The 23,050-nt window shown below is 41.3% G+C and carries 20 protein-coding genes and 1 pseudogene; 12 read left to right on the top strand and 9 right to left on the bottom strand.

Going from position 1 to position 23,050, the window contains the following annotated elements:
• Positions 1-610: 610 nt before the first annotated feature.
• Positions 611-2,761, top strand: a complete 2,151-nt coding sequence (locus PSE7429_RS26990) for a sugar transferase (RefSeq protein WP_009625099.1) — start codon at positions 611-613, stop codon at positions 2,759-2,761.
• A gap of 288 nt (positions 2,762-3,049) precedes the next feature.
• On the opposite strand, the gene PSE7429_RS00655 is transcribed toward PSE7429_RS26990, so the two are convergent.
• From PSE7429_RS00655 to PSE7429_RS00645, 3 genes are read right to left on the bottom strand one after another with little or no spacing between them, the layout of a single operon-like run.
• Positions 3,050-4,372, bottom strand: a complete 1,323-nt coding sequence (locus PSE7429_RS00655; protein WP_009625098.1) for a hypothetical protein — start codon at positions 4,370-4,372, stop codon at positions 3,050-3,052.
• A gap of 27 nt (positions 4,373-4,399) precedes the next feature.
• A complete protein-coding gene (locus PSE7429_RS00650; protein ID WP_009625097.1) occupies positions 4,400-5,824 on the bottom strand; it encodes a GumC family protein in 1,425 nt (474 codons plus the stop codon).
• Entirely contained in the window at positions 5,821-6,834 is a 1,014-nt protein-coding gene (locus tag PSE7429_RS00645; protein WP_009625096.1) for a polysaccharide biosynthesis/export family protein, read from the bottom strand. The genes PSE7429_RS00650 and PSE7429_RS00645 overlap by 4 nt, the downstream gene beginning before the upstream one ends.
• A 477-nt stretch (positions 6,835-7,311) precedes the next feature.
• Here PSE7429_RS00645 and PSE7429_RS00640 point away from each other — a divergent pair, with 477 nt between their 5' ends.
• Genes PSE7429_RS00640 through PSE7429_RS00630 form a run of 3 tightly spaced genes read left to right on the top strand, consistent with a single transcriptional unit; the run spans position 7,312 to position 10,637 of the window.
• Positions 7,312-8,310, top strand: coding sequence for a glycosyltransferase family 4 protein (locus tag PSE7429_RS00640; RefSeq protein ID WP_009625095.1), 999 nt, complete (start codon positions 7,312-7,314; stop codon positions 8,308-8,310).
• 36 nt (positions 8,311-8,346) lie between these two features.
• Entirely contained in the window at positions 8,347-9,372 is a 1,026-nt protein-coding gene (locus PSE7429_RS00635) for a glycosyltransferase family 4 protein (protein ID WP_009625094.1), read from the top strand.
• Positions 9,345-10,637, top strand: a complete 1,293-nt coding sequence (locus PSE7429_RS00630; RefSeq protein WP_009625093.1) for a lipopolysaccharide biosynthesis protein — start codon at positions 9,345-9,347, stop codon at positions 10,635-10,637. Before PSE7429_RS00635 ends, PSE7429_RS00630 begins: the two co-directional genes overlap by 28 nt.
• Before the next feature lie 130 nt (positions 10,638-10,767).
• On the opposite strand, the gene PSE7429_RS00625 is transcribed toward PSE7429_RS00630, so the two are convergent.
• The 4 genes from PSE7429_RS00625 to PSE7429_RS00610 form a co-directional block, all read right to left on the bottom strand.
• On the bottom strand, positions 10,768-10,998 hold the full coding sequence (locus PSE7429_RS00625; RefSeq protein WP_009625092.1) for a hypothetical protein: 231 nt from the start codon (positions 10,996-10,998) through the stop codon (positions 10,768-10,770).
• A 50-nt stretch (positions 10,999-11,048) separates the two neighbouring features.
• On the bottom strand, positions 11,049-13,646 hold the full coding sequence (locus PSE7429_RS23170; RefSeq protein ID WP_009625091.1) for a DEAD/DEAH box helicase family protein: 2,598 nt from the start codon (positions 13,644-13,646) through the stop codon (positions 11,049-11,051).
• Positions 13,647-13,992: 346 nt separating this feature from the next.
• On the bottom strand, positions 13,993-14,328 hold the full coding sequence (locus tag PSE7429_RS00615) for a type II toxin-antitoxin system PemK/MazF family toxin (RefSeq protein ID WP_009625090.1): 336 nt from the start codon (positions 14,326-14,328) through the stop codon (positions 13,993-13,995).
• A complete protein-coding gene (locus PSE7429_RS00610) occupies positions 14,329-14,577 on the bottom strand; it encodes an AbrB/MazE/SpoVT family DNA-binding domain-containing protein (RefSeq protein WP_009625089.1) in 249 nt (82 codons plus the stop codon). It lies immediately after the preceding gene.
• 283 nt (positions 14,578-14,860) lie between these two features.
• Here PSE7429_RS00610 and PSE7429_RS00605 point away from each other — a divergent pair, with 283 nt between their 5' ends.
• From PSE7429_RS00605 to PSE7429_RS00590, 4 genes are all read left to right on the top strand, one after another.
• Entirely contained in the window at positions 14,861-15,184 is a 324-nt protein-coding gene (locus tag PSE7429_RS00605) for a hypothetical protein (protein WP_009625088.1), read from the top strand.
• Positions 15,181-15,456: a hypothetical protein gene (locus PSE7429_RS00600; protein WP_009625087.1), complete on the top strand. Its 276-nt coding sequence runs from the start codon at positions 15,181-15,183 to the stop codon at positions 15,454-15,456. Before PSE7429_RS00605 ends, PSE7429_RS00600 begins: the two co-directional genes overlap by 4 nt.
• Positions 15,404-15,790: a type II toxin-antitoxin system RelE/ParE family toxin gene (locus PSE7429_RS00595; protein WP_233424275.1), complete on the top strand. Its 387-nt coding sequence runs from the start codon at positions 15,404-15,406 to the stop codon at positions 15,788-15,790. The genes PSE7429_RS00600 and PSE7429_RS00595 overlap by 53 nt, the downstream gene beginning before the upstream one ends.
• A gap of 240 nt (positions 15,791-16,030) precedes the next feature.
• A complete protein-coding gene (locus tag PSE7429_RS00590; protein ID WP_009625085.1) occupies positions 16,031-16,258 on the top strand; it encodes a DUF433 domain-containing protein in 228 nt (75 codons plus the stop codon).
• 33 nt (positions 16,259-16,291) lie between these two features.
• Here PSE7429_RS00590 and PSE7429_RS00585 read toward each other — a convergent pair whose 3' ends face one another.
• Positions 16,292-17,437 (bottom strand): glycosyltransferase family 4 protein, encoded by a 1,146-nt coding sequence (locus PSE7429_RS00585; RefSeq protein WP_009625084.1) that lies wholly within the window; start codon positions 17,435-17,437, stop codon positions 16,292-16,294.
• A 260-nt stretch (positions 17,438-17,697) separates the two neighbouring features.
• Here PSE7429_RS00585 and PSE7429_RS00580 point away from each other — a divergent pair, with 260 nt between their 5' ends.
• The 4 genes from PSE7429_RS00580 (at position 17,698) to PSE7429_RS00565 (ending at position 21,434) form a co-directional block, all read left to right on the top strand.
• Positions 17,698-18,657: a glycosyltransferase family 2 protein gene (locus PSE7429_RS00580; protein WP_009625083.1), complete on the top strand. Its 960-nt coding sequence runs from the start codon at positions 17,698-17,700 to the stop codon at positions 18,655-18,657.
• Positions 18,658-18,705: 48 nt separating this feature from the next.
• Positions 18,706-19,725 carry a glycosyltransferase family 2 protein gene (locus PSE7429_RS00575; RefSeq protein ID WP_009625082.1) on the top strand — a complete coding sequence of 340 codons (1,020 nt, stop codon included), beginning with the start codon at positions 18,706-18,708 and terminating at the stop codon, positions 19,723-19,725.
• A 43-nt stretch (positions 19,726-19,768) separates the two neighbouring features.
• Positions 19,769-20,590, top strand: a complete 822-nt coding sequence (locus tag PSE7429_RS00570) for an AraC family transcriptional regulator (RefSeq protein ID WP_009625081.1) — start codon at positions 19,769-19,771, stop codon at positions 20,588-20,590.
• Positions 20,591-20,669: 79 nt separating this feature from the next.
• Positions 20,670-21,434, top strand: coding sequence for a class I SAM-dependent methyltransferase (locus PSE7429_RS00565; RefSeq protein WP_009625080.1), 765 nt, complete (start codon positions 20,670-20,672; stop codon positions 21,432-21,434).
• Positions 21,435-21,620: 186 nt separating this feature from the next.
• Here PSE7429_RS00565 and PSE7429_RS27695 read toward each other — a convergent pair.
• Positions 21,621-22,913: pseudogene (locus PSE7429_RS27695) on the bottom strand (NF041680 family putative transposase).
• Between the last annotated feature and the right edge of the window lie 137 nt (positions 22,914-23,050).

Here is a 23,050-nt window from a genome sequence, read left to right as displayed (position 1 = left end):
TAATAATTAAATTGATCGATTATAATCATCGATTAAATACCTCAGCATAATTAAAACCTGCGACGCAAGCGGCGCATGCACCGCAGGTTTTAGATCTGGATTTTAATTATGCTGAGGTACTTATAAATTTGTAGCTGTCGCTAAGTTTATAGCTGTCGCCAAGCCTACTAGGAAAGGATTGACTGGCGGCGCGAAGTACCGCTAGTCAATCTTTGGAGTTTGATTTGTTCTAAGTCAAGTGACTGTAGCTACTTAGAATTTTATGTGATTGATAAAAATATGGTTAATAAAAATATTATTTTAAATATCATTTTTAAATATCATTTTTAAATATCATTTTTAGTTATTGTTTTTAGTTATTGTTTTTAGTTGGTTTGAAGACCAAAGGAATTAGGGAATAGAAGCCCTCGACAAAAACTTTAAAAACTGCAATTATATATGTAATTGTATATGCGTTTATTGCTTATCTATTGCAGACGATAAAATATTTAAATTGGAGCTATTTAAATTGGAGCTATTTAAATTGGATCAATTGGGTAGATTAAAGTAGATTAAATATATAGCTAAATATAGCTAAATTATATAGCTAAATCAGCAAGGGATTTTAATTATGATACTAGTTACAGTTGGCACTGAGCAGTATCCATTTAATTCGTTAATGGATTGGATTGGTTTGTTGATGCGAGAGGGGATTCTTAACGAAGAGGTATTTATCCAATATGGAGCATCTACGGATTTACCTGACAATGTAAGGATTGGCAAGCTAATTCCTGAAGCACAATTTAAGCGGCTTATCGAACAGTCGAGCGCTGTAATTGCCCATTGTGGGGAGGGTAGTGCCTTATTGTTAGAAGAATTTGACAAACCCTATATTCTGGTTCCCCGCACCGCCAAATTTCATGAGCATGTTGACGATCATCAATTGGAAATGGCTGAGGATTTGGAAAATCAGGGGGTGGCGATCGCGCGATCGCCTGCCGATTTGGCTAAGTTTTTAAAATTAATTACTATTCCCCATAACTCCCTTACTTTTGCTGAAGATCGCGATTTATGTGAATATTTAAGCGATCGCTATTCCAGTGAAAAGTATGACCAAATTATGTTGGTTTGCTCTTCAGGTGGACATTTTAAAGGGATGCGAGGCTTGAGCCAATATTGGCATAAATTTAACAAAAGAAGTTGGATCACCTTTAAAACAGGTACTACCCAAACCGAGCTTAAAAATGAAAAGGCTTTTTGGGCCTATAGTCCCACCAATCGCAACCTACTTAACTTAGTGCGGAATTTACTATTAGCAATCAAGGTATTGCAGGAGGAACGACCATCGCTGATCGTTTCAACGGGGGCAGGCGTTGCTGTCCCTTTTTTGATCGTCGCCAAGTACCTCTGTAAAAGCAAAATAATTTTTGTCGAATCAAAGACCCGCATTCGCGATCTCAGTCTTTCCGCAAAATTATTGCGATCTTGGAAAGTCCTCGATTTGCTGATTGTTCGTGCTCAAGAAATTGCCGATCTCTATCCCGAATCAGTATATATTCCCACGGGTAACGAGCAAGAACCCAGCAAATTTGGGTTGAGAGATGTCCAAATCACCAACTTTAATGACACGGTTTTAATAAGTACTCCTCCTAATATCCTCAGTACTGAATCAAGAAAATTAAAAGAAGACTTTACGCAGCTATGCCAAGAGGGAGAAAATTTTCGGAAAATAATTCTGGATATGTCTAAAACCGAATTTATCGATAGTTCGGGACTAGGGGCTTTGATCTCCTGCTTAAATGTGCTGCGGCAAAGCGATCTGCAATTGGGTAAACCAGAACCCACTGAATTAGTCCTGTGGAGCGTGAACCCGCAAGTATTATCGCTTCTGAAGATGACCAAAATGGATAGGGTCTTCTCCATTGAAGTATCTGCCCGCACTAATCGATTAGCGAGTAGCAATCATCAGCGATCGCTAGATCGCCCCCATCGCATTTCCATATTTTTATATCGGCTCTACCAATCCCTGATTGACATTCCCATTCTATGCGCGATCGCCTATGGGATGTACTTTTTCTATCCTGCGATCGAGCTCGATCCCGCTTTACCCTTACATCCCTCCGTCCGCAGCTTCCCAAAACGGCTGATCGATATCTTGGGCGCGTTAGCAGGCTTGAGCATCACGGCTCTGATATTCATCCCCATTGCGATCGCGATCAAACTTGAGAGTCGCGGATCGGTTCTTTTTAAGCAGAGTCGTGCGGGAATTATGAGCAAACCCTTTGGGATTTGGAAATTTCGTTCAATGGTCAAAAATGCCGAAATGCTGAAGCAAAAGGTCGTCAATGAGATTACCGATTCCACCGATGGAAAATCCGACAGCGATAGTGGTAAGTTTTTTAAAAATAGTAACGATCCCCGCATTACCAAAGTGGGGAAATTATTAAGGAAAACTAGTTTAGATGAGTTTCCACAATTTTGGAATATCCTCGTCGGAGACATGAGTCTAATCGGGACAAGACCGCCTACTTTTGCTGAGATCGGCTTGTATGAAATAGAAAACGAGTACACAGATGAAAAACTAACCGAATGGAGTCGCCTAGATGTCCGTCCTGGATTGAGTGGTTTATGGCAAGTCAGCGGTCGTTCCACCGTAAGAAGTTTTGAAGAGGTAATCGGCTTTGATTTAACCTACAAACAAAATTGGAGCCTAAAATACGATCTCTGGCTAATTTGGCAAACCGTAGCCGTCTTGTTGAAGCGCAACAATGGAGCAGTCTAAGTATCGAATATAGCTATCGCCAAATGTCCTAGGAAATCAACCCCAAGAATTGATGGGCGGCGCTTCGCGCCGCCCATCAATTCTTGGGGTTGATTTGTCTTAAGTCAAGTGACTGTAGCTATAAGTACCTAGATTATACCAATTCCAAAAATGGTAACGCCATTTTTGGAATTGGTATAACCATACTGGGTTTGTTTTTTAATTCACTAAAGTGTTAGCTCACTTCAGTGAATTGGTATTACAAAAGATGAGTGGTGGCGCGAAGCGCCACCACTCATCTTTTAGTAATTAAGAAATAGTTTCCGAATAAACGTCGATCGCTGGGTTTTCGTCATGATCTTTCTCTTTTTCAATATGTTTGCTCTGAGTCCCGATGCCGATCATGACTAAGCCCGGCCAGAATAAATAGGCTAAAATCTCTAAGTTCTCGCCAAAAGTGTAAAAGAATAGCACCATCACCATACATAATCCGACCTTGGCAGGGATGCTCCTCTGTGATAGATAAAGCATATGGAGAAACTCACATCCAAGAGGAATTGCAAGGGATAAGTAACCTACTATTCCCTTAACATACAACAGTCCAAACCAACTGTGATGGGAGCCAATGGGCATGAACTCCACCATATGCGGACCTTTGACAACAACGCCATGCCCCCAGATGGGAGCTTCTTTTTCCCACCGATACAGAGCAATTCTTCCCAGAGCGGCTCGTACTCGTGAAGAATCCTTTCTTGCCGCTGTAAACATGGCGGAAAAATTTTGGATTGCCTCAGAGATCTGACTGGTGCTAATACTGATAAAGAAACTGGCAAATCCACTAGCAATCAGGTTCAGTGGTCGGCTAAGCTTTGACATGTATAAACTCATCAACCACACCGCAGGTAGACAAATTAATGCTAAACGGGAGGCCGAAATTTGGCAGATGACAACGCATCCAGCAATTCCCAACCAACGCAACTTGCGGTCTTTCTCTTGAATAACCATAAAAAAGTAGATGTTTGCCACAAAGCCTGCGGCAGGAGCCCAAGGAGTATATAGCCGCCATCTTGGCTTACCTTCACCAGGATCGATTTCATAGAGCATTACCTCAAAGAAAGCGTCACTTGGACCTCCGACTGCTCTAAGCGGCGAAACATATAGCTTTTGAGGCAGGTGTAGATAAAAAGCAAGCACTAAGGGAATAGATACTAATAGACTAGTCCGACAAACAAGCGCCGAAGCGCGGTACATTAACTCTGGTCGAATTTTTAAACATCCAACCAAAGGATAGAGAGCCAGTAAAGCCCAACCCTTTGCCCAACCAATCGTGGATTTGATGATTTCTCCTAGCCCTAAATAATTATCCAAATGTCCGATTACTAGGGCAACTTCCATCATGAGCATCCCCCCAATCCATACCCAAATTGACCAAGGAATTTCAATTTTGTCCTCTTGGGGAGTCTGCTCGTCCTGTTTCCATAACTCACGACAGAGATGAAAAAACAAAATCCAAGCAACTGCGGCTCCAACGATATACAATCCACCGATCACATAAAACCAATAGGTCCAGATAATCGCAAACCAGACAATGCGTTCGGCAAAATTTTGTGGTTGGATATTCTCTCTTTTCATTAAGTCACTTCCACTAAATAACTTCTATTAAATAACTTCTACAGGCTTGGATTTACCTAAACCTACCTTTTGTTTGATTTCTTTGCGCCACCAAAGCATCACCAGTCCAGTTGTGACCAGAATTGAACCAATACCTGTTCCTAAAAATACAACTGTAGGTTGGGGAGAAGATTTTTTGTCTGGAAGAGAAGGTTTAGACAAAACCTGAATTAAAGGATAGGCAGTGAAAATATCGGATTTTGCTAAATTTATTTTTGCGAGAGTTGAGGCAAACACAGCTTCGGCAATCTGGACTTCTCGTTGTAAGTTATCAAATACGACCTGCTTTTGCACTAGGGATTGTAATCGATCTTCTAGTTGAAAAATTTGTTCCTCTAGGGCTTGATTTTGCGCGATCGCACCCTGCCGATCGGAATCTAAGGCGATCAAATCGCGGAACAAATTCTCTCTACTAGAACCAGAGCTATCACCCAAAACGAGATGGTCGATATAACTGGGTTTAACTTCTTTGCGCAGTAATTCGCCTGCCCTTGAAATCATGGCAGTTTGAGCCGATTTCTGACGGGCTGCTTCTTTAACCACGAGGGGATGATTAACATCCCACTTAGCTAGTAGGACTGTTAAAGAGGTATTTGCCTCGCTATAGTCCTTAGCATTTTGGAGAAATTGGCGATCGGCATGGAGAATGAAGGCATCGCTAACTTCAGGAACCGTTAATCCTAAACTATCGGACAACTGCTGAAAACGCGAAGATATGAGTTCTTTCTGAGCTGAGAGTTCTGCTTTTTGTTTGCGGAGTATTTCAATGTTTGTAGAAAGTTCGCCGACTTGATTGGATGAGCTTAAACCAGAACTTGCTTTATATGCCGAGAGCCTTTTTTGTGCAATTTGTAATTTTTCCCTAGCTTCCTTGAGTGTAACATCATTATTCTCTCCCCGTTTGTCGATTTCTTCGGCGCGTAACATATTTAACCTTGATTGCAACGCAGTGATGATTGCCGTGGCGTTATCTCTGGCTTCTTCGGGAGTTCTCGCTCCGATTTCCATTTCCATAATCGAAGTGTTATCGACTAATTTTACTTTGGGTTTTCCTAATTTACTAATTGGTATTTTTTGACTGGTTGCCGCAATCTCTAAAAGGCTCTCATCGGTCAGGATAAATTGGTAATTTGCTCTAGGATCCATACTCGTACCACCAAAAGGCGAACTGCTGGAAGCCGAAGTCTGTCCGAGATCCGCCAAGTTAACATTTACGCCCAAACCATTGCCAGGCATAATCATTGCCCATTTACTGATATACACTGGTGGGGTCTTTTTGAGATAGGAAATTGCCGCCCCCCAAAGTAATACATTGGCAACTACGCCCAAGATAATATACCGAGAATATCTTAGAAAGCTATTCTTACCTAGTTTAGCCAGATTTGGTAAACCTGAGGTGATGCTCTCGGTCATTTCTTTGTCCCCCCAAAAACGCCCAAGAGCAGATTAAAGGGATTGATTACATCGGAAATAGTCGAGAATACATCGCGTATATCAGTAGTGGTGGAGTCATAGCAGGCAACAGTATCTTCTGGCATCAAAAACGGATTGTCATTATCATTTTTGGAATCCCTCATAATTTGTTCTATCGCCCGATCCCATGATTGCGTTTCCCCAGTAACCCGATCGACGCGCACCAGTAACGCATGGCGATCGTGGGCTGTGACAACGCCTCCCGCACAGTTTGCCGAAACTACGGCTTGAGAAAATCTCGCTCCATAGGGGAAAGAAGATCCATCGGATTTAATTGCCGAACTTGCATTGCTAGTTGCGGTTCGGGTCAAATTGGACATGAATACTCTAATTCCAGGGGGTGTAATTTGGGAAGGTCGTACGTATTGATTTTGGGGCTTATCTAGCCTAGAAACGATGATTTGATCGCCTGCGATTAAAGGAACATCCTCTACAGGATCGCCTGTGAAGATGCCTGTAAAATCGATCTTGCGTTCTTTTCCATTACGAATTAAGCGGATTTCTTGAATATTGGCATTTGGCATTACGCCTCCCGCACCCCGCAAAGCTGCTGTCAGATACCTTTCAGGTGGGTAGTCACCTGAGGATACAGTTTGCTGTTGCGATCGGTCTTCAGCCGATCGCGAGTTGATGATAATTCTTCCTGGCTGAAACGTTTCCCCCGAAACGGTTACCTGCACTGCCGACCATTGTAAGATACTGACATTGACCTGTAGAAACTGGCGTTGAAAATATCTTTGGGCGATTAGAGAGTCGTATATTTTTTTTTGGACCTCGCTAATTTCTAGTCCTTTAACAGACATTGGTGAGAGAAAGGGAACTTGGATATTTCCGTCAAGGTTAACTTCAAACACCCCACTAAATAGCTCTCCTTCTGGAATTAATACACGGATGCGATCGCCTGGAGAAAGAGGTATGGCACTTACGCTTGTTGCCGTACTAAGAGACATAGCAATCGATAAAAGGGCTATAGAAATTATTTTTTGTGAATAGATAACTAGCCTCATATCAAAACTTACTAGATTAATATCGTTGAGTATAACAGAAATTGAGTATTGACTGGATAGCTGACTAATTAGCCAAAAATCAAAAAATACTGTTAAAATTATTAGCTAAATAGGGGGCGAGTAAAGGCATAAACTTTATAATCCATAAATTTTATAATCTATAAAAACTAAGGTGAACCTATGGGTTTTCATATTATGATGATAGTCCATAGGCGTAAATATAAGATTGTGAAACTTTAAGGATTCAATTTTTTGAAGTCGCGGTAATCGAAGTATTGATAATTTTGCCGAATTAGTTTGAACATTTTGTTCGTATTAGTAACTTCCCATAAAAATGTTTTAAAGGTTTGATATTTAGAATATATTTAGATAGAACTACAGCATCCCAAATGTTTTTAGAATTTTTTAGATATCAAAATCATGAAACCTCAAATATTGCATTTACTAAGTGATCGTAATGTTGGCGGGGTAATGGCTTGCACCAATAGCCTGATTCATTCCCATCTATCTAAAAAATTTGATTTTTTGCTGCTAACCCCCAATGAGGCTTTATCAAAAATATCGGTTTTAAAGCCAGATTTAATGATCTTTCACGACCCGCCATCTTGGAAGGTTTTACCACTACTGTTGCGGTTGAGATTTCACGGTAGGGTTATTATTCACGATCACCACTATTCCCAAGATTTTGAATCGAATAATGTAGCTACTAGATGGAGATTTCGACTGGTTTTAACCATAGCATATCGGATTGCTACCCATGTTGTTGCTGTATCCTCCGCTCAGAGGCAATGGATGCGAGATTGCCAATTTATAACATCTAATAATTTGTCGGTGATTCAGCAATGTCGGGTTCTAGAAGAATTTTTAGCTTTGCCAATTAAGCCATTTAGCACAAGATTAGTTTTAGGGGTATATGGTAGGTTTTCCCAGCAAAAGGGAATAGATATTTTCATTAAATCCATGCAGGATCTGCCCGATCTTGATGTAGATATATTGATCGGGGGCTATGGTGAAAATCAAGAGCTTTTGTATCAATTAGCTGATGGCGATCGGCGCATTCAATTTGTTGGTAAATTAGCAGATGTTCCGAAGTTTTTGGCGAACTGTGACGTTGTCATTATTCCCTCACGATGGGAACCTTGGGGCAATGTCTGTGTCGAAGCAAAAGCTGCTGCTAAGCCCGTGATTGTCACCAATGTGGATGGATTGCCAGAACAAATAAAAGACTGTGGTTTAATTGCCGAACCTAATCCTGATTCTCTGAGGGATGCGATCGCTAAAGTCGTGCATATTTATTGTACTTCACCCCAAACTCTGAGCAATTGGGGTAATAGGGGTAGAGAAGATGTACGAGATGCTTGGAACAGATATTTAGCTGAATGGGATCAGTTGTCCGAACGGTTAATCGAAAAATCATAGGTTCGCACTATATTTCGCACTATATACTTGAAATTCATGAAACCCAGCATCTTGCATATTCTAATCGATCGCAATGTCGGTGGCGTTACCTCTTCTGTTAATGGCTTGTTGCGATCGCCACTTTCGGAAAAGTTTGATTTTCTGCTCCTCAACCTTCAAGAAGCTTTTTCCTATCTATTTAAGCCAAGATCTCAATCAAGTCGTAAATTCAAAGTAGACCTCATTATTTTTCACGATGCCTGCTCTTGGAAATTGCTTGTTATTTTGTTACTCCTCAGGCTAAGAGGTAACTTATGCATTCAAGAACACCATTATTCAGAAGCCTCTGAAAGCCTTAAAGTTCCATCTAAATTAAGGTTTCGGCTGATGTTGAAGCTAGCCTATGGTATCGCAAATCGAGTAATTGCAGTTTCCTATGCCCAGAGGGATTGGATGCTCAAATACAAGTTGATTGCACCTCACAAGTTAACGGTAATTCAGCAATGTCGGGAGTTAGAAGACTTTCTAGATGTGCCGATAAAACCCCTAGCTCCAAAACTTACCTTGGGCTATTTTGGGCGTTTTTCTGAGCAGAAGGGTGTCGATCTTCTATTGAAGGCAATGCGAGACCTCCAAGATCTTGACCTGAATCTGTTAATTGGAGGTTATGGGGAAAATGAACCGCTTTTACGTCAATTAGCCGAAGGAGATGCTCGAATTCAATTTTGCGGCAAACTGGCTAATGTGCCTAAATTCTTAGAACTCTGTGATGTAATTATCATTCCCTCAAGATGGGAACCTTGGGGCAATGTCTGTCTTGAAGCAAAATCAGCAGGAAAGCCTGTCATTGTCACAAGGGTCGATGGATTGGTGGAACAGGTCGAAGATTGCGGCTTGGTGGTGGGGGCAAATGTAGAGGAGATGGCGGCGGCGATCGCGAACATCGTCCATATCCATAAAACTTCGCCGCAAACCCTGATCGATTGGGGAAATAATGGCAGAGAATCGGTACGCGGTGCTTGGAAAAAATATCTATCAGAGTGGGAAGAATTATTGTGGCTATCGAAAACCTCATCAAGATAATTAAAACCAAATTAGCTGATCGCTTTCTCCGCAATCTGGGTTGGCTGGGTCTGTCGCAGATATTCATTCGCGTATCTCGGCTCGCGGCGACCGTTGTTTTAGCTAGATTATTAACTAAAGAAGACTATGGACTGGCCGCATTGGTACTAACCACCAATGAATTTGTCAATGTATTTACGCAAAATGGGATTTGGGCAAAGCTTGTCCAAGCCGATGCCGCTGACTTACCGAAACTTTGTCAAACCTCCTATTGGCTGAACTGGATTGTCTGTGGATTAGTATTTTTAGGGCAATGTATCGCGTCTTTCCCCGTGAGTTGGTTTTACCACGATCCGCGCATTGTTCTGCCTATTTGCGTGATGGCTACGGTGTATCTGATCATTCCGATCGCCTTGGTGCAAGCTTCTCTCTCCAATCGCGAAAATCGCCTTCATGTTTCCGCGATCGCAAGCGGCATTCAAGTTTCTGTCGATAATATCCTCACGATCATTCTTGCTTTCTTTGGCTTTGGCATGTGGGCGATCGTGCTACCAAAGGTCTTAGTGGCTCCCGTCTGGGTGATCGTCCATTACCGCAGCAATCCTTGGCGACCAACTAGCGAATTTACGCTCGATAGGTGGCAAGAGATTGTGAGGTTTGGGCGCAGTGTTCTCGGCGTGAAGATTATGCATACTTTAATCAATAATCTCGACTACGTGATTGCGGGTAGATTCTTAGGTGTGGAAGCGTTAGGTTTATATTATTTTGCTTTCAATGCAGGGCTGGGCATCAGTATGAGTGCGATCAATGCCCTTGATACGGCGTTATTCCCCCATCTCTGTGATGCTCGTAATCAGCCAAGGGAATTCAAAGCAAGATATTTCCAAACTTTTACGAGGGTTGCTTGGATTATCTTCCCTTTAGTGATTTTGCAGTCTGGACTCGCGCCATTTTATGTGCCAATTATCTTTGGACAAAAGTGGATACCTGCAATCCCTCTATTAATTCTCATTTGCCTATCAGCGATCCCGCGCCCCTTTGCAAATGTTGCTTCTAATGGGCTTTGGGCGATCGATAAACCTGATTGGGATTTCGCTTGGAATATTCTATTTACAGGTGCTTTTGCGATCGCGCTACTAGTTGGTGTGAATTGGGGCGTGTTAGGTGTGGCTGTAGCGGTTTTCTTGACCCATAGTATTGCTTCCCCTGCTTATACGGTTTGGGTATCTTCCTATATTTCTAAGGTAATGGATAAGGAGATAGTTGCAATAGAAGCAAAAGAGTGAAGTTCTATTGTGGTCATAAGCTTGATGGTTGTTCAAAACTTATAACTGGCTAATAATGTCATTGCAGGCGATCGCTCCTAATCCCACAACATCACAAATCTCTGCGAATATTAGCTAAAATGTTGTAGTGCTACAATTGATTGGCGATATTGACAAATACTTCTACTAGCTCATCTTCTGTCATGCCAGTTTCTAATAGAACTTTTGCAACTGCGTGATCGAGGGAATCTATAGCACTAGTATCGATATTATTTTGAGAGGTTCTTTGTGCTTCGGCGATTTCTTGACCTTGTAGTTTCCATAATTTGATTTTATGTTTAACATTGAGGGTAGTGACGGTTTCGGCTAGTAGTTCATTCAAAGGGGATGTTAATTTGGGCAGTGGCAGTTGTCATTTTGATTTTCTCTTTTTTAAGAATTATGTGTAACTACTTTGATTCCTGTAACTAAAGGGCATCCTAATTGGTGATAAATGAAATTACAAATTTGTGATTCATGTTCTCTTAACCATTGAGGATCATTACCAGAAAACAAATGAATTTCCCAGACAGGTAAATATTTATCACTATTAGCCTTGTAATGAACGATTCTATAAACGGCACTACAGTTATAGAAAAAGTTGATAACTCTAGTTAGACTTTCCGTAATGTTTTTATCGGCTGAAACAAGTTTATTCAGATTAGCTGAATCAAATGCTTTAGGGCTTTTCAAAGGAGTTTTTTTAGTCCGAAAGTCAATCTCATTTTTACCCTTAAAGCCGTTGCATCTCATACATAATGTTTGCGAATTATCTATAGATGTTTGTCCTCCTAAAATAAACGGAAAAACATGATCAACTTGTAATCTTCTATGATCTCCACAGCATAAACAGGAATTACCATCACGTTCTTTAACTTGTTTCTTCTCTTTTTCGGTTAGCTCTCGGATTACGGGCTGAGGCTTTGGTGCAGGAATATCAACAATATGTATATTAGAATCATCGCTAATAATCTTCATTTCACTAGCATGAACTGCGGTTTCAAAATTTCTAAAGGATTTGTAGAAGGTTTGCCATAAAGAATTAGGTTTAGTAAATTCTTCTTGTAAAAACTTATTTCGATCACGATGAATAAGTCTTAAATCAATAACTTTCTGAGCAATTTTATCTACATCATATAATGCTCTATCTTCAAATGGGTAATAATAAGGCACAGATTCATTTTGAGCAATATGACGAACAATCTTAGCTACGCTAGAACTCAATTTTTCACCAATATTGTCTGAATCAGCATCAAAGTAAATTTTGATCCAAGATTCGATCTCAGATTCGATCCATTCATACTCAAGACGCTCTTTAGTCCATTCATCCTTTAAATAAGCTTTGTCGATAAACTTAATAAAATCTTGAAATCGCTTTTGAGTATGCTCATAAACCATTACAAATTCCGTAACGGTTTCCATTGTGTCTTGACTTTCATCATCTTCGGCATAGGTGATTTCAGTCTTGTACCAACCAACAGGGAAAATTCTTGAAAATGGTGGCATTACATAATCGCCGCCATTTTCAAAGGATTTTGAAAGCTCTTCTACTAGATGAATCGCAATATATTCAAGAGGATATCTTTCTCTCTTAGGAACTTGAGTTTCTTTTGTACCACCATCTTCATGGGCAGGATCAGCCCAATCAATTAAACGCTTCCAATCATCAAAGAATAAAACAATATTCGCTTCACTGCTGCCTCCTGCTTTTTCGCCTCGTAAGGCACGACCGATCATTTGGGTCATCAAAATCTGGCTTGTAGTTTGTCTGGTAATAAATACTGTTTGCACAGTAGGCACATCCGCACCTTCCGTTAACATCCTCACATTGATCAAAACATCAAGGGGTGAATGATTGTTATTTTCATCTAATCCAGTTGCAAATTGCCTCAAAATCTTTTGATTATCACTTTGAGTAACCTTATTTCTTGCTTCAGCCGAACCTTTGTCGGCATCGATTTGCGAATAGATTGCATCTACCCTAATACCTTTTTCTCGCAATTTATCTTTTAAATAAACACATTGAAACCAGCGATCTGCGAAAATAATTGTTTTACCATATCGATCTTTATCTGCTAAGTAGCTATTGATAATTGCATTGTTTCTATCCTTATTATACGCAAGAGTTTCTATGATTTTCTCTGGTAAATCTTTATGCTTATTAGTTAATTCTTCATACAAAGCATCATCTAATTCAACTTCTGTACCAGTAGGAATTTCAGTGTAATTTGGTCTAGCCAAAATACCTTGCATCATTAATTTTTCTTTGTCTGCTTGATAAATAATTCCCTGTTTTCCATCAGTAAATATTTTGGAAAGCCAGCCTTTTTTAGCTTTGTCTGAGTATGTTGGCGTTGCAGTCAGTCCCAATAAATACAAGTTAGGTAATAGACTACGCAAGCCTAGAATAGATTCTTGTTCACCGATCAAAAGATTTCGTAAGCCATAGGCGGGAGTATGATGAGCTTCATCAACCACTACGAAGAACTCAGAATTCTGATTGTCATCAATGAATTGCCTTAATGCGGTTATAATATTTTGATTAGTCTTGTCTTTAGCGTTGCTGTGTAGGTTAATGATAGCCGTTTGAGTTGTCATCAAGATCACATCATCTGACAACTGTATTGATGACGCTTTTGCATGGGACTTACTGCTAGAGACACATCGAATATTTATTGTTCTCCGATCTGGAATTTCTCTAACGTTCTCTTTAAAAGTAGCTGCTGCTTGATCTAATAGATAATATGAAGGTGCTAACCAGAGAACTTTGATTTTTTTAGAGAGTGCATGATTACATAACCACCGAACTGCGGTAAATGTCTTACCTGCTCCCGTAGGAAGCACTAGCATCCCACTAGCTGATTTCTTTTTGCCAAGCTGAAAAACTTGATTAAGTGCAGCAAATGCTTCAGTTTGATGAGAAAATGGAGTCTTTGATGGCGAGTCTGCGTGCAACTTTCTCTGTGCATCTAAATCAATCGACTCGTACATAGGTTTTGGACTCTCTCATTAAGTATGTTTTTACAAATGGATTTTTCATCAATCCAAATGACACATATCAAATATAGCTCACTAATAAGCCACATATCAAAAATTTTAAGATTAGATCGTAATGTTGTAGCGATCGCTCTTAATTTACTGAAAAACAGTGACTACACCAAACTAGTCTCAAGACGCGATCGCTGAAAACTTAATTTCAACCTTCTGATTGAGAGCAACAGCAATTTTCTGTAACATTGACAGCGAAGGCAAATCATAATCAGCATCCTCAAGCAATTCGCGATCGCTGATTGCTTAGTACCAACGCGATTATTGTGGGTTTAATGAGAGGCGACATTCAGTAAATACAAGCATCTAAAATGCTCAAAACTTCAGCCAAAAGCTCATCCGCAGCAACCTCTATCAATTTCACCTTTCTCGACTTGTAATCGATAGATTTCACTTGCTCCACCATCACATAGCCAGTTAGAGTTTTACTACTAGAAATTTCCACATGAAAAGGAAAATCGCGCTTCGTATTTGTAATCGGACAGACAATCGCCAAACCCGTATGCTGATTGAATAGCGTATTACTCACCACTAAAGCAGGTCGCCGACCTTTCTGCTCATGCCCAGGCTGCGGATCGAAAGTGAGGATAATCAAATCGCCCTTTTTGGGAATGTAACTAGCCATTTACCAAACTTCCAAACCTACAGGCGCTCCCCAATTCTCTTCTTGAACCTTATAGTTAGAGGGAATTTGGGAAACTAGATCTTTTAGATCATACTTACCTCGGATTTTACGCACAGGTTTGATCACAATCTGCTCCTTAGTGGTGACAATCTCTAGTGCATCACCAACCAGAATATTAGCCTCAGCTAAAACCTCTTTACTGAGTCTAATTCCCTGACTATTACCCCATTTCTGGACTTTGACCAGCATAACTTTTGACGATTATTTTCGCAAAACATGTATAGCCTAAGTATAGCCTAAAGTTTTAAAATTTTGACAAGCGATCGCCCTTAATTCCTGAAAACTAAAACAGCAACCACACCAAACTCGTCTTAAAGAGCGATCGCTGATTGCTTAGTACCAACGTGATCGTTAGGTTTTGGTTGGGTTTGATGAGAGGCGATCGCGGTTAGATACTGAAGATTTGGGCGATCGCTGTATAATAATATCAGTGATAGAAAGGTAAATTCTATTGATTAAAGGAGTAATGGGAATGACAGCACAGCCTATAAATACCAAAATTAAAAATATTATCAAACTGCGATCGAATCATCCAGAATCGATCAGAGAGATGATTCAAAGTGACTTTGCGAAACGATTACAAAGTCTCGAATTAGGGCTACAAAAAACTCAAACACGACTAGAACAATTTGAGACAAAATATCAATGGTCAACAGAAACATTCATCAATCTCTTTACCAGCGATCAGCTACAGCATAGCTTTGACTTTGATGAATGGCTAGGAGAAGCATGGATGTTAACAAAATTGCAACAGAAAATTGCAATTGTTGAAAATGAGGATCTAAACCAAATATGAAACGCACACAAGTAAAAGTAAATTTATCTCTTCCTTTCAAAGCTCTCATAGAAATGATGAGTTCCCTAGAACTGCGCGAGAAGATCAAACTGCGAGAACTATTAGATCGAGATATTGCCGTAACTCAACAAAAAACTCAAAACCTACCCCCACAAGAAACCTCTCAGGAACTCGAACCTGCGATAGAAAGTTTTCGGCGTGGTTGGGATGATGTGATGAATGGCAGAACTAGACCAATTTCAGAACTATGGGATGGGATCGATGTCGATTGATCCATTAGTTGAGCTTAAATTCTCAGAAGAGTTTAAAAATAAACTTCGCAATTTATCAAAAAAGTATCGTAATATTCGCGCAGACTTACAGCCAGTTCTTGACGACCTCCAAACAGGAAACTTTCAAGGCGATCAAATTGCTAACGTTGGCTATACAGTTTACAAACTACGGATTAAGAATCGGGACAACAAAAAAGGTAAAAGCGCAGGTTACAGAGTCATTTACTACGTCAAAACAGCTACATCGGTTTTTCTAGTTACGATTTACTCAAAATCAGAGCAGTCAAATATCACAGCCGCAGAGATTAGCAGTATTCTGGCTAAATATGAATAAAGATTCTGATTGAGAGCGCCAGCAATTTTCTGTAACATTGACAGCGAAGGCAAATCATAATCAGCATCCACAAGCAATTCGCGATCGCTGATTGTTTAGTACCAACGCGATCATTAGGGTTCGTTTGAGTTTGATGAGAGGCGATCGCATCGTAGATTTAGCGATCGGCGATATAAAATATAATCACGATAAGAGGATGATCATCGCATTAGATGTGTAGAATAACTAAAAACTAAAGTTATGAAACAAAGAGAACTGTTAAACCGAATCTCAATTAACCCTAATATCTGTTTTGGTAAACCCTGTATTCGTGGACATCGCATTTGGGTATCTCTAATTCTTGACTTTCTCGCCAGTGGCACTAGCATTCCTGAACTACTAGAAGAATATCCCCAACTACAACCAGAAGACATTTATGCTTGCATTGCCTATGGAGCCGCCATGTCAAGCGATCGCTATTTTAATTAATCGCACTCAATTAGATAGAACTTATAACTTAGCTTATAACTTAAAGAGTTGCTCATACGCATCGCTAATTGTTTTTGCGTGGGCTGTCCAAGAATATTTAGCAGCTTGGGCTAAGCGATCGCTTTTTGAGGGCTGGGCGCTAGGGACTTGCAGGTGATTTTCGAGAACCGTTACCCATTCATCGATACGGTCTAGCGGACAAAAGGTTACGGCATTACCCCCCACCTCGCGGAGAACGGGAATATCGCTCGCAACCACAGGCGAACCGCAAGCCATTGCTTCGATCACTGGCAAACCAAACCCCTCTGACTCGCTGGTGACTAGGGTAATCGTCGCTTGGCGATAGAGTTCTGCGAGTTCGCTTCGCTCTAGCCCTTGCAACCGAATGATACTGTTGCCGATTCCCAAGCTTTGAATCAACTTCTGCATTTGCGGAGTCCATTCCGCTCCTACACGCACCAATTTAAGTTCGGGATAACGTTCGTGGATACCTGCAAAAACCTGTAATAAAATATCGAGACGCTTGCGGACTTGATTGCTACTGATACTCAGCAGATAGGGCTGCTGCCCCACAGATGCTAATGCTTTAGAAGGTTTAGAAGACTTAGAAGCGATCGCTGTAAATTCAGAGGCAATTCCTAGGGGGGCTTGAACTAGTTGCTGAGGATCGAGAAGCTGATATTTTTCTATTTCTTGGCGCACTTCTTGGGTCGTATAAAAAACGATTTTTGCCTTTTGCATTCCCGTAAGAACTCGTTTTTGTCCTTGATTAAAATGCCAACTACGCGGATATTTATCTGGCTCTAAAAGCGATCGGAAAGCATCGAGATCGTGGCAAAATACGCCCGTTTTTTCCTTAGGTAGATCGTGGACGACATTGGCATAACTATGGTCGCAAATATGAAAATAATCAAAGCGATCGCGTCTTTTTTTTATAGCCCGTGGATAGACATAAAAGTGGTTAAACATTGCATCTAAGGTGCGAATGGGAAATTTTTTACCGAGCCAAGGTATGCGCGTTAAAATTTGGTAGTAATGTTCGGGGATAATGGCTTCGGTATTGAAATAGGGGTCAGGATTTTGCTGGAGATAATGCAGAAGCATCTCCGAACAAAAATTCATACTTAGGGAATTATTTTGCGGAAAATTGAAAACTAGGGCAAGATTGGGTAGGCTCATAAATTATGGGATTTTAGAGGAAAATTTTACTATTAATTTGAAGATAAAAGAGAGTACAGTTGTATTAGTATTCTTGCTAAGTAAGTGGGTTTAATTAAATATAAAATCTTAAAACCTGCGGCGTACGCTGCTCGTGCGCCGCAGGTTTTAGATCTGGATTTTAATAGTGCTGAGATACTTAATAGATTTGCGAATAGTTTGTTTTTATGTTGTTTTTAGTCCCCCAAATCTATTAGAACATACTTAACTGAGGTCAGGCAATGGGCGATCTTGCTGTATCTATAGTCATGCCAGCTTATAATGCGGCTAGTTTTATTAGTCAGACAGTCGAATCGGTTCTAAATCAAAGCTTTGTTGATTTTGAGCTATTAATTATCGATGATGGTTCCACGGACAACACCTTAGAAATTGCATATCAATATGCAAATAGCGATCGCCGCATTAGAGTTTTCTCGCAGGTCAATCGGGGAGTATCCGCGACTCGCAATCACGGTATTCAATTGGCAAAGGGTAAATTTATTGCTTTTCTCGATGCCGACGATCTTTGGCTACCTGCGAAACTAACCGCCCATATGGAGCATTTTGCTGCTAATCCCAACTTAGCGGTAAGTTTTGCTCGCGTTGAATTCATGAGTTGGGAAGGTCAACCCACGGGACAAATCTCGACCTCACGGCTTCTCAATCTTAAACCCGAAGATTTTCTCTACGAGAACCCCACTACGACCATGTCGAACCCGATCGCCAAGGCTGAGGTGTTTGCTCAAGTTGGTGGTTTTGCTGAGGATATGAGTTATTCCGAGGATCTTGAATGGTTATTTCGCGTCATGTGTCACCAACGTAAAGATCAAGATAATGGGAAGGTGGTTTGGCAGATTGAAGGAATTGATCGCGTATTAATCTACTATCGCGCCAGTCCATCAGGGCTTTCCGCGTCACTGAGTCGGATGGAATCGGGATGGGATTTGTTGATTGACAAAGCAAGATTGCAAGCCCCCGCACTCGTCAATCGTCACTATTCTTTGGCGAGAGCGGTTCATTTACGCTATTTGGCTCGTCGTGCTTTTCGATTGGGTTTACCGTCTCCAGTCGGTTTAGACTTTATTAATAGAGCGATCGCTTCCGATTGGCGCATTTTTTTACGGGAACCCCATCGCACCTTTTTAACGTTACTGGCGATCTACTGGCGACACTTAGGCAGTTTATTAAAGGCAGTTTATTAAAGGCAGTCTATTCAATTTTATTAAAAAGCTATAAAGGAAATTAGTCATATGCCCAAAGTTTCTGTAATCATGCCCGTTTATAACGTCGAGAAGTATATCGCTGAAACTATTAGTTCTGTTTTGGCACAGACTTTTACGGATTTTGAACTACTGGTGATTGATGACGAATCAAAGGATACAAGTATTGAAATTTGTGAAGGTTTTACCGATGCGAGAATCCAAATCATCCATCAAAAAAATAGAGGTTTGGCAGGCGCACGCAATACGGGCATTCGTCACGCCAAGGGCGAATATTTGGCTTTTCTCGATTCTGACGATGTGTGGCGATCGCAAAAACTCGAAAAACATGTCCAACACTTAGATGCAAATCCTGCGATCGGAGTGAGCTTTTGTAGTTCGGAATTTATTGATGATGATAGTCAACCGCTTGGTAACTACCAAATTCCCCAAATTAAAAACATAACGCCCGAATTAGTGCTTTGTCGCAATCCCATTAGTAATGGCTCGGTTCCAGTTATCCGCAAAGCTGTATTTCAGGATATTGAATTCATCGATAATTTCTACGGTACGGAAGAGAAATTCTATTTTGATGATCGATTCCGTCAATCGGAAGATATCGAATGCTGGATTCGCATTGTCTTAACTACAAAATGGCAACTCGAAGGTATTCCCGAAGCCCTTACTCTCTATCGCGTTAACTCTGGTGGACTTTCCGCAAATATGATAAAGCAGCTAGATTCTTGGGAAAAAGTGATCGCCAAAACTCGCACCTATGCTCCACAATTTCTCGCCCAATGGGAATCTCTAGCCCGCGCCTATCAGCTCCGTTACTTAGCTCGACGCGCCATTCGCAATCAAGATCGTCAAGCGGGAGTGGCTCTAGTGAATCGAGCTTTAGCCAGTAATTGGAAAATTTTAATCTATGAACCCCAACGCACATTGCTGACGATGTTTGCCGCTTACTCAATCTGGATCTTACCCCGTGGTTTATACAATAGTATAGAGAGTTTTGCTCTACAACTCACGGGTAAAAGTCAGCGCAAAGCGATCGCTAAAAATAGAACTTAAGGACTAAAATTTGGTATTGCTCCATTGATTGCCGTTACGAAATATGACAGATAACGATCGGACTAAATTTTGGTGTGTTGCCGAACTTGACGACCTAGAAGTCCTTCACGCTAGAAATATTGTCCGCTCCAGTTCTCGACATACCCATGAAACTCTCACCCTCGGTATTATCGAACGGGGAACTGCAACCCTAAACCACAAAGGAGAATCCCATCCCATTGGATTGGGGTCGATTGTGGTAATTAATCCCGATGATGTTCATGCCTGCTATGCCGAAAAATTTTTGGGCTACGACCAACATCTTATCTATCCAAGCATCCAGCTATTAGAAAGAGCTAACTCTGAAATAACTGGGCGATCGCCCCAAATCCCCTTTTTTCGGAATCCAATCGTTGAAAATAAAAAACTATTTCGACAGCTCGAAGAACTTTTTTGCGTTTTAGAAAATCCATCTTCAGCGATCGAGCAAGAGACCTATTTAATCCAGACCCTTACACTTTTGATTGGTGTGCTGACTGCATCGATAGGTATCAAGGAGCATGGGAATGAACCCCAAGTAGTAAGGCTGATTCGCGACTATCTAGAGGCTAATTACCGAGAGAATCCGAGTTTGAGTCAGTTGGCGATGCTGACCCATTTCAGCCCTTTTCATCTCAGCCGTGTCTTTTGTCAAGCCGTGGGCTTGCCGCCCCATCTATATCTAATCCAAGTGCGTGTTTTAAAAGCAAAAAAGTTGCTATCTCAGGGCGTAGCGATCGCCCAAGTTGCTCAAGATGTCGGTTTTGCCCATCAAAGCCATCTATATCGGCACTTTAAAAAATTTGTAGGTATCACCCCCAAGCAATATCAAAGGCAATTTCAATAGAGCAAGAACGTGCAAGATTGCGATCCCCTTCATTTTCTAGAGTAGAGCCAATTGTAATTTATCCATATATTCTTTAGTCATGACAACCCACCAAGAAGCGATCGTCGATCAGTTCACTCGTCAGGCAATTCCCTTCACCCAACTATACGCCCATAACCACCAAGAATCCCTAGATCTACTCATCCGTATGGCAAGGGTATCTGGTTCCGATACGGTTCTCGATGTTGCCTGTGGCAGCGGGATCGTCGCATGCGCTTTCGCAAAACTTGCCAACCATGTCACGGGCCTTGACATTACACCAGCGATGCTAGAACAGGCAGATCGGCTCGCTCAAAAAAATTCTTTGACAAATCTCTCTTGGCTCCAAGGCGATATTGCAAAATTACCTTTTCCCGATGCAAGTTTTTCCTTGGTCGTGAGTCGCTATGCATTTCATCATTTTGAACAGACTCAAGAAGTTTTGGAGGAAATGCGGCGCGTATGTCGTCAAGGCGGTCGTATCCTAATCGCCGATGTAGCTTTACCACCAGAAAAAATTGAGGCTTACGATCGCCTTGAAAAACTTCGCGATCCCTCCCATACCCATGCTTTAACCCTAGAGGAATTTCCGCAATTAATTGATCGTGTAAATCTTCAAAACGTGGAATGGGCTTTTTATAAAGTCGAACTGGAGTTAGAAAGCCAGTTAGCAGCATCTTTCCCCCAATTAGGAGATGATGAAAAAATTCGCCAGATTTTCCAAGCAGATATTGGGATTGATCGCCTTGGGGTTGGAGCCCATTATAAAAACGAGCGCATCCACTATGCCGTGCCGATCGCCGTAGTAGTGGGTGATGTCGGTTAGCCCTAGAAGGTTGCCGCGAAGCGGCAACCTTCTTTTCTTTGTTTTGATTTTGGCTTACAGCGCTTTGCACTCAAACTGGAGTTTAGACTAAGTTGATTAAGCTAATCAGAAAAAGAGCAGGAAAAAGTAACCCAGAGAATGGAGAACTGGGCAAATCCAAGAGAATGAAAAGGAGAATATTTAGGATTAGGAATTAAGGATGTCTTTGTTGACCTTTTGGGACGAGAAGCGCGTTTTTGATGATAGGAAAGCGAGGATAAGGATCGCGCTTGCGCCCAGATTTCCAACCAAGAGACTTACCACGAGGTTTCGGAGAACAAGCAGGAGAGCCGATCCTGACTAAAAGTGCGGCAAAGCCCTGAGCGACACGACCAAAAGTAAGATTAGTTTGAGGCTTCTGCCAAGGCAAAGGAGTATCAATCACCAGTTGACGCGCCAGCCATAACTGCCAAGAGAGTAACGGCATGAGGTCACTCCAGCGCAAAGCCTGTTGAGGAGTCAGTAATTGTGGCAGCGTCCAATGTAAACGTTGTTGGCAAAGCGATTCCAATGGTCGATGGCAAAACGGCGTAAGTACAAGCGCCAAATCTGCTCTAAAGTTGGCATTTGTTCACCGACCCAAGCTAACCATAAACCAGAGCAATGGGGATGGGTGACTCGAATAACTTGGAAATGTCGTTGGGATGCTTTTTTAAAGTGCAAATCAGACCATTGCTGGATTTGCACCTGTCCGACCGTCTCATCCTCTAAGCTAAAAGTTGCCGATGAGTCCTCCCCAACTATCAGCATTGGCAAGTTGGAATTTATCACCATGCTTGCGAGGACGACCAGAGCCACTATAGGGTTCAGGTGCTTTGTATAAGCATCGATTCGGGCGTAGACGCAGCAATAAGTCTGCTGGGATATCCTCGGTCAAATTCATAAAGGCAGCACTGCCATATTCACTGTCATAAGTAGCGATCGGTCTTACGGACAAATCGCGGCATACTTGCCTCAGTTGGAAGGCTGCTCTTTTGGGCTGCTGTCTCAAAACTACTGATCCGCTCGTGACATAACGGGATTGCCCAACTCCCTGACATTTTCTGGTACCCATCCCAAGGTGCTGTAGTCATGCCCCAACACAATTGGTTTGTTGCCTTCAACCAAATTCGGTTGATGCACAAAACTCCTGTCTTTTAGCGTTTTGGCATGGGGTCTTCCCCACCCCTGTATGGTCTCCTGCTAGCAATGGTCGAATATCTTTGGGTATTTGTTCTACACATAGTCGTCTAAGCCTTCCTCGTCTCGGACGACTATCTTTTAGTGATTCATACAGGCTTGACCATTTCCGCCGATACACCGCAGATAACGATAATTCTGCAAATGATTTCACGCTTGGACTGGTTAACACTGCATCCATTAAGTCAAATATTGCATCTCTTCCATTTCCTAAAAATTATATGCCTGTTGACGAAAGTTCTGTAGTTTATCAATAATCATGACTGTAGATGTGCTTTTCTTTTCATCTACTTTAGGCAGTTTGTATCTCTTTTACTCTGCCTTTTTCCTTTTAGTCTAAACTCCAGTATTTACATTGATGGTGAAATAATTTCTACTACAGGTGAGCATCCTTTCTG

The sequence above is a fragment of the Pseudanabaena biceps PCC 7429 genome (assembly GCF_000332215.1).
In the GTDB taxonomy this organism is placed as follows: Bacteria; Cyanobacteriota; Cyanobacteriia; order Pseudanabaenales; family Pseudanabaenaceae; genus Pseudanabaena; species Pseudanabaena biceps.
This window is presented reverse-complemented; position numbering and strand designations above follow the sequence as displayed.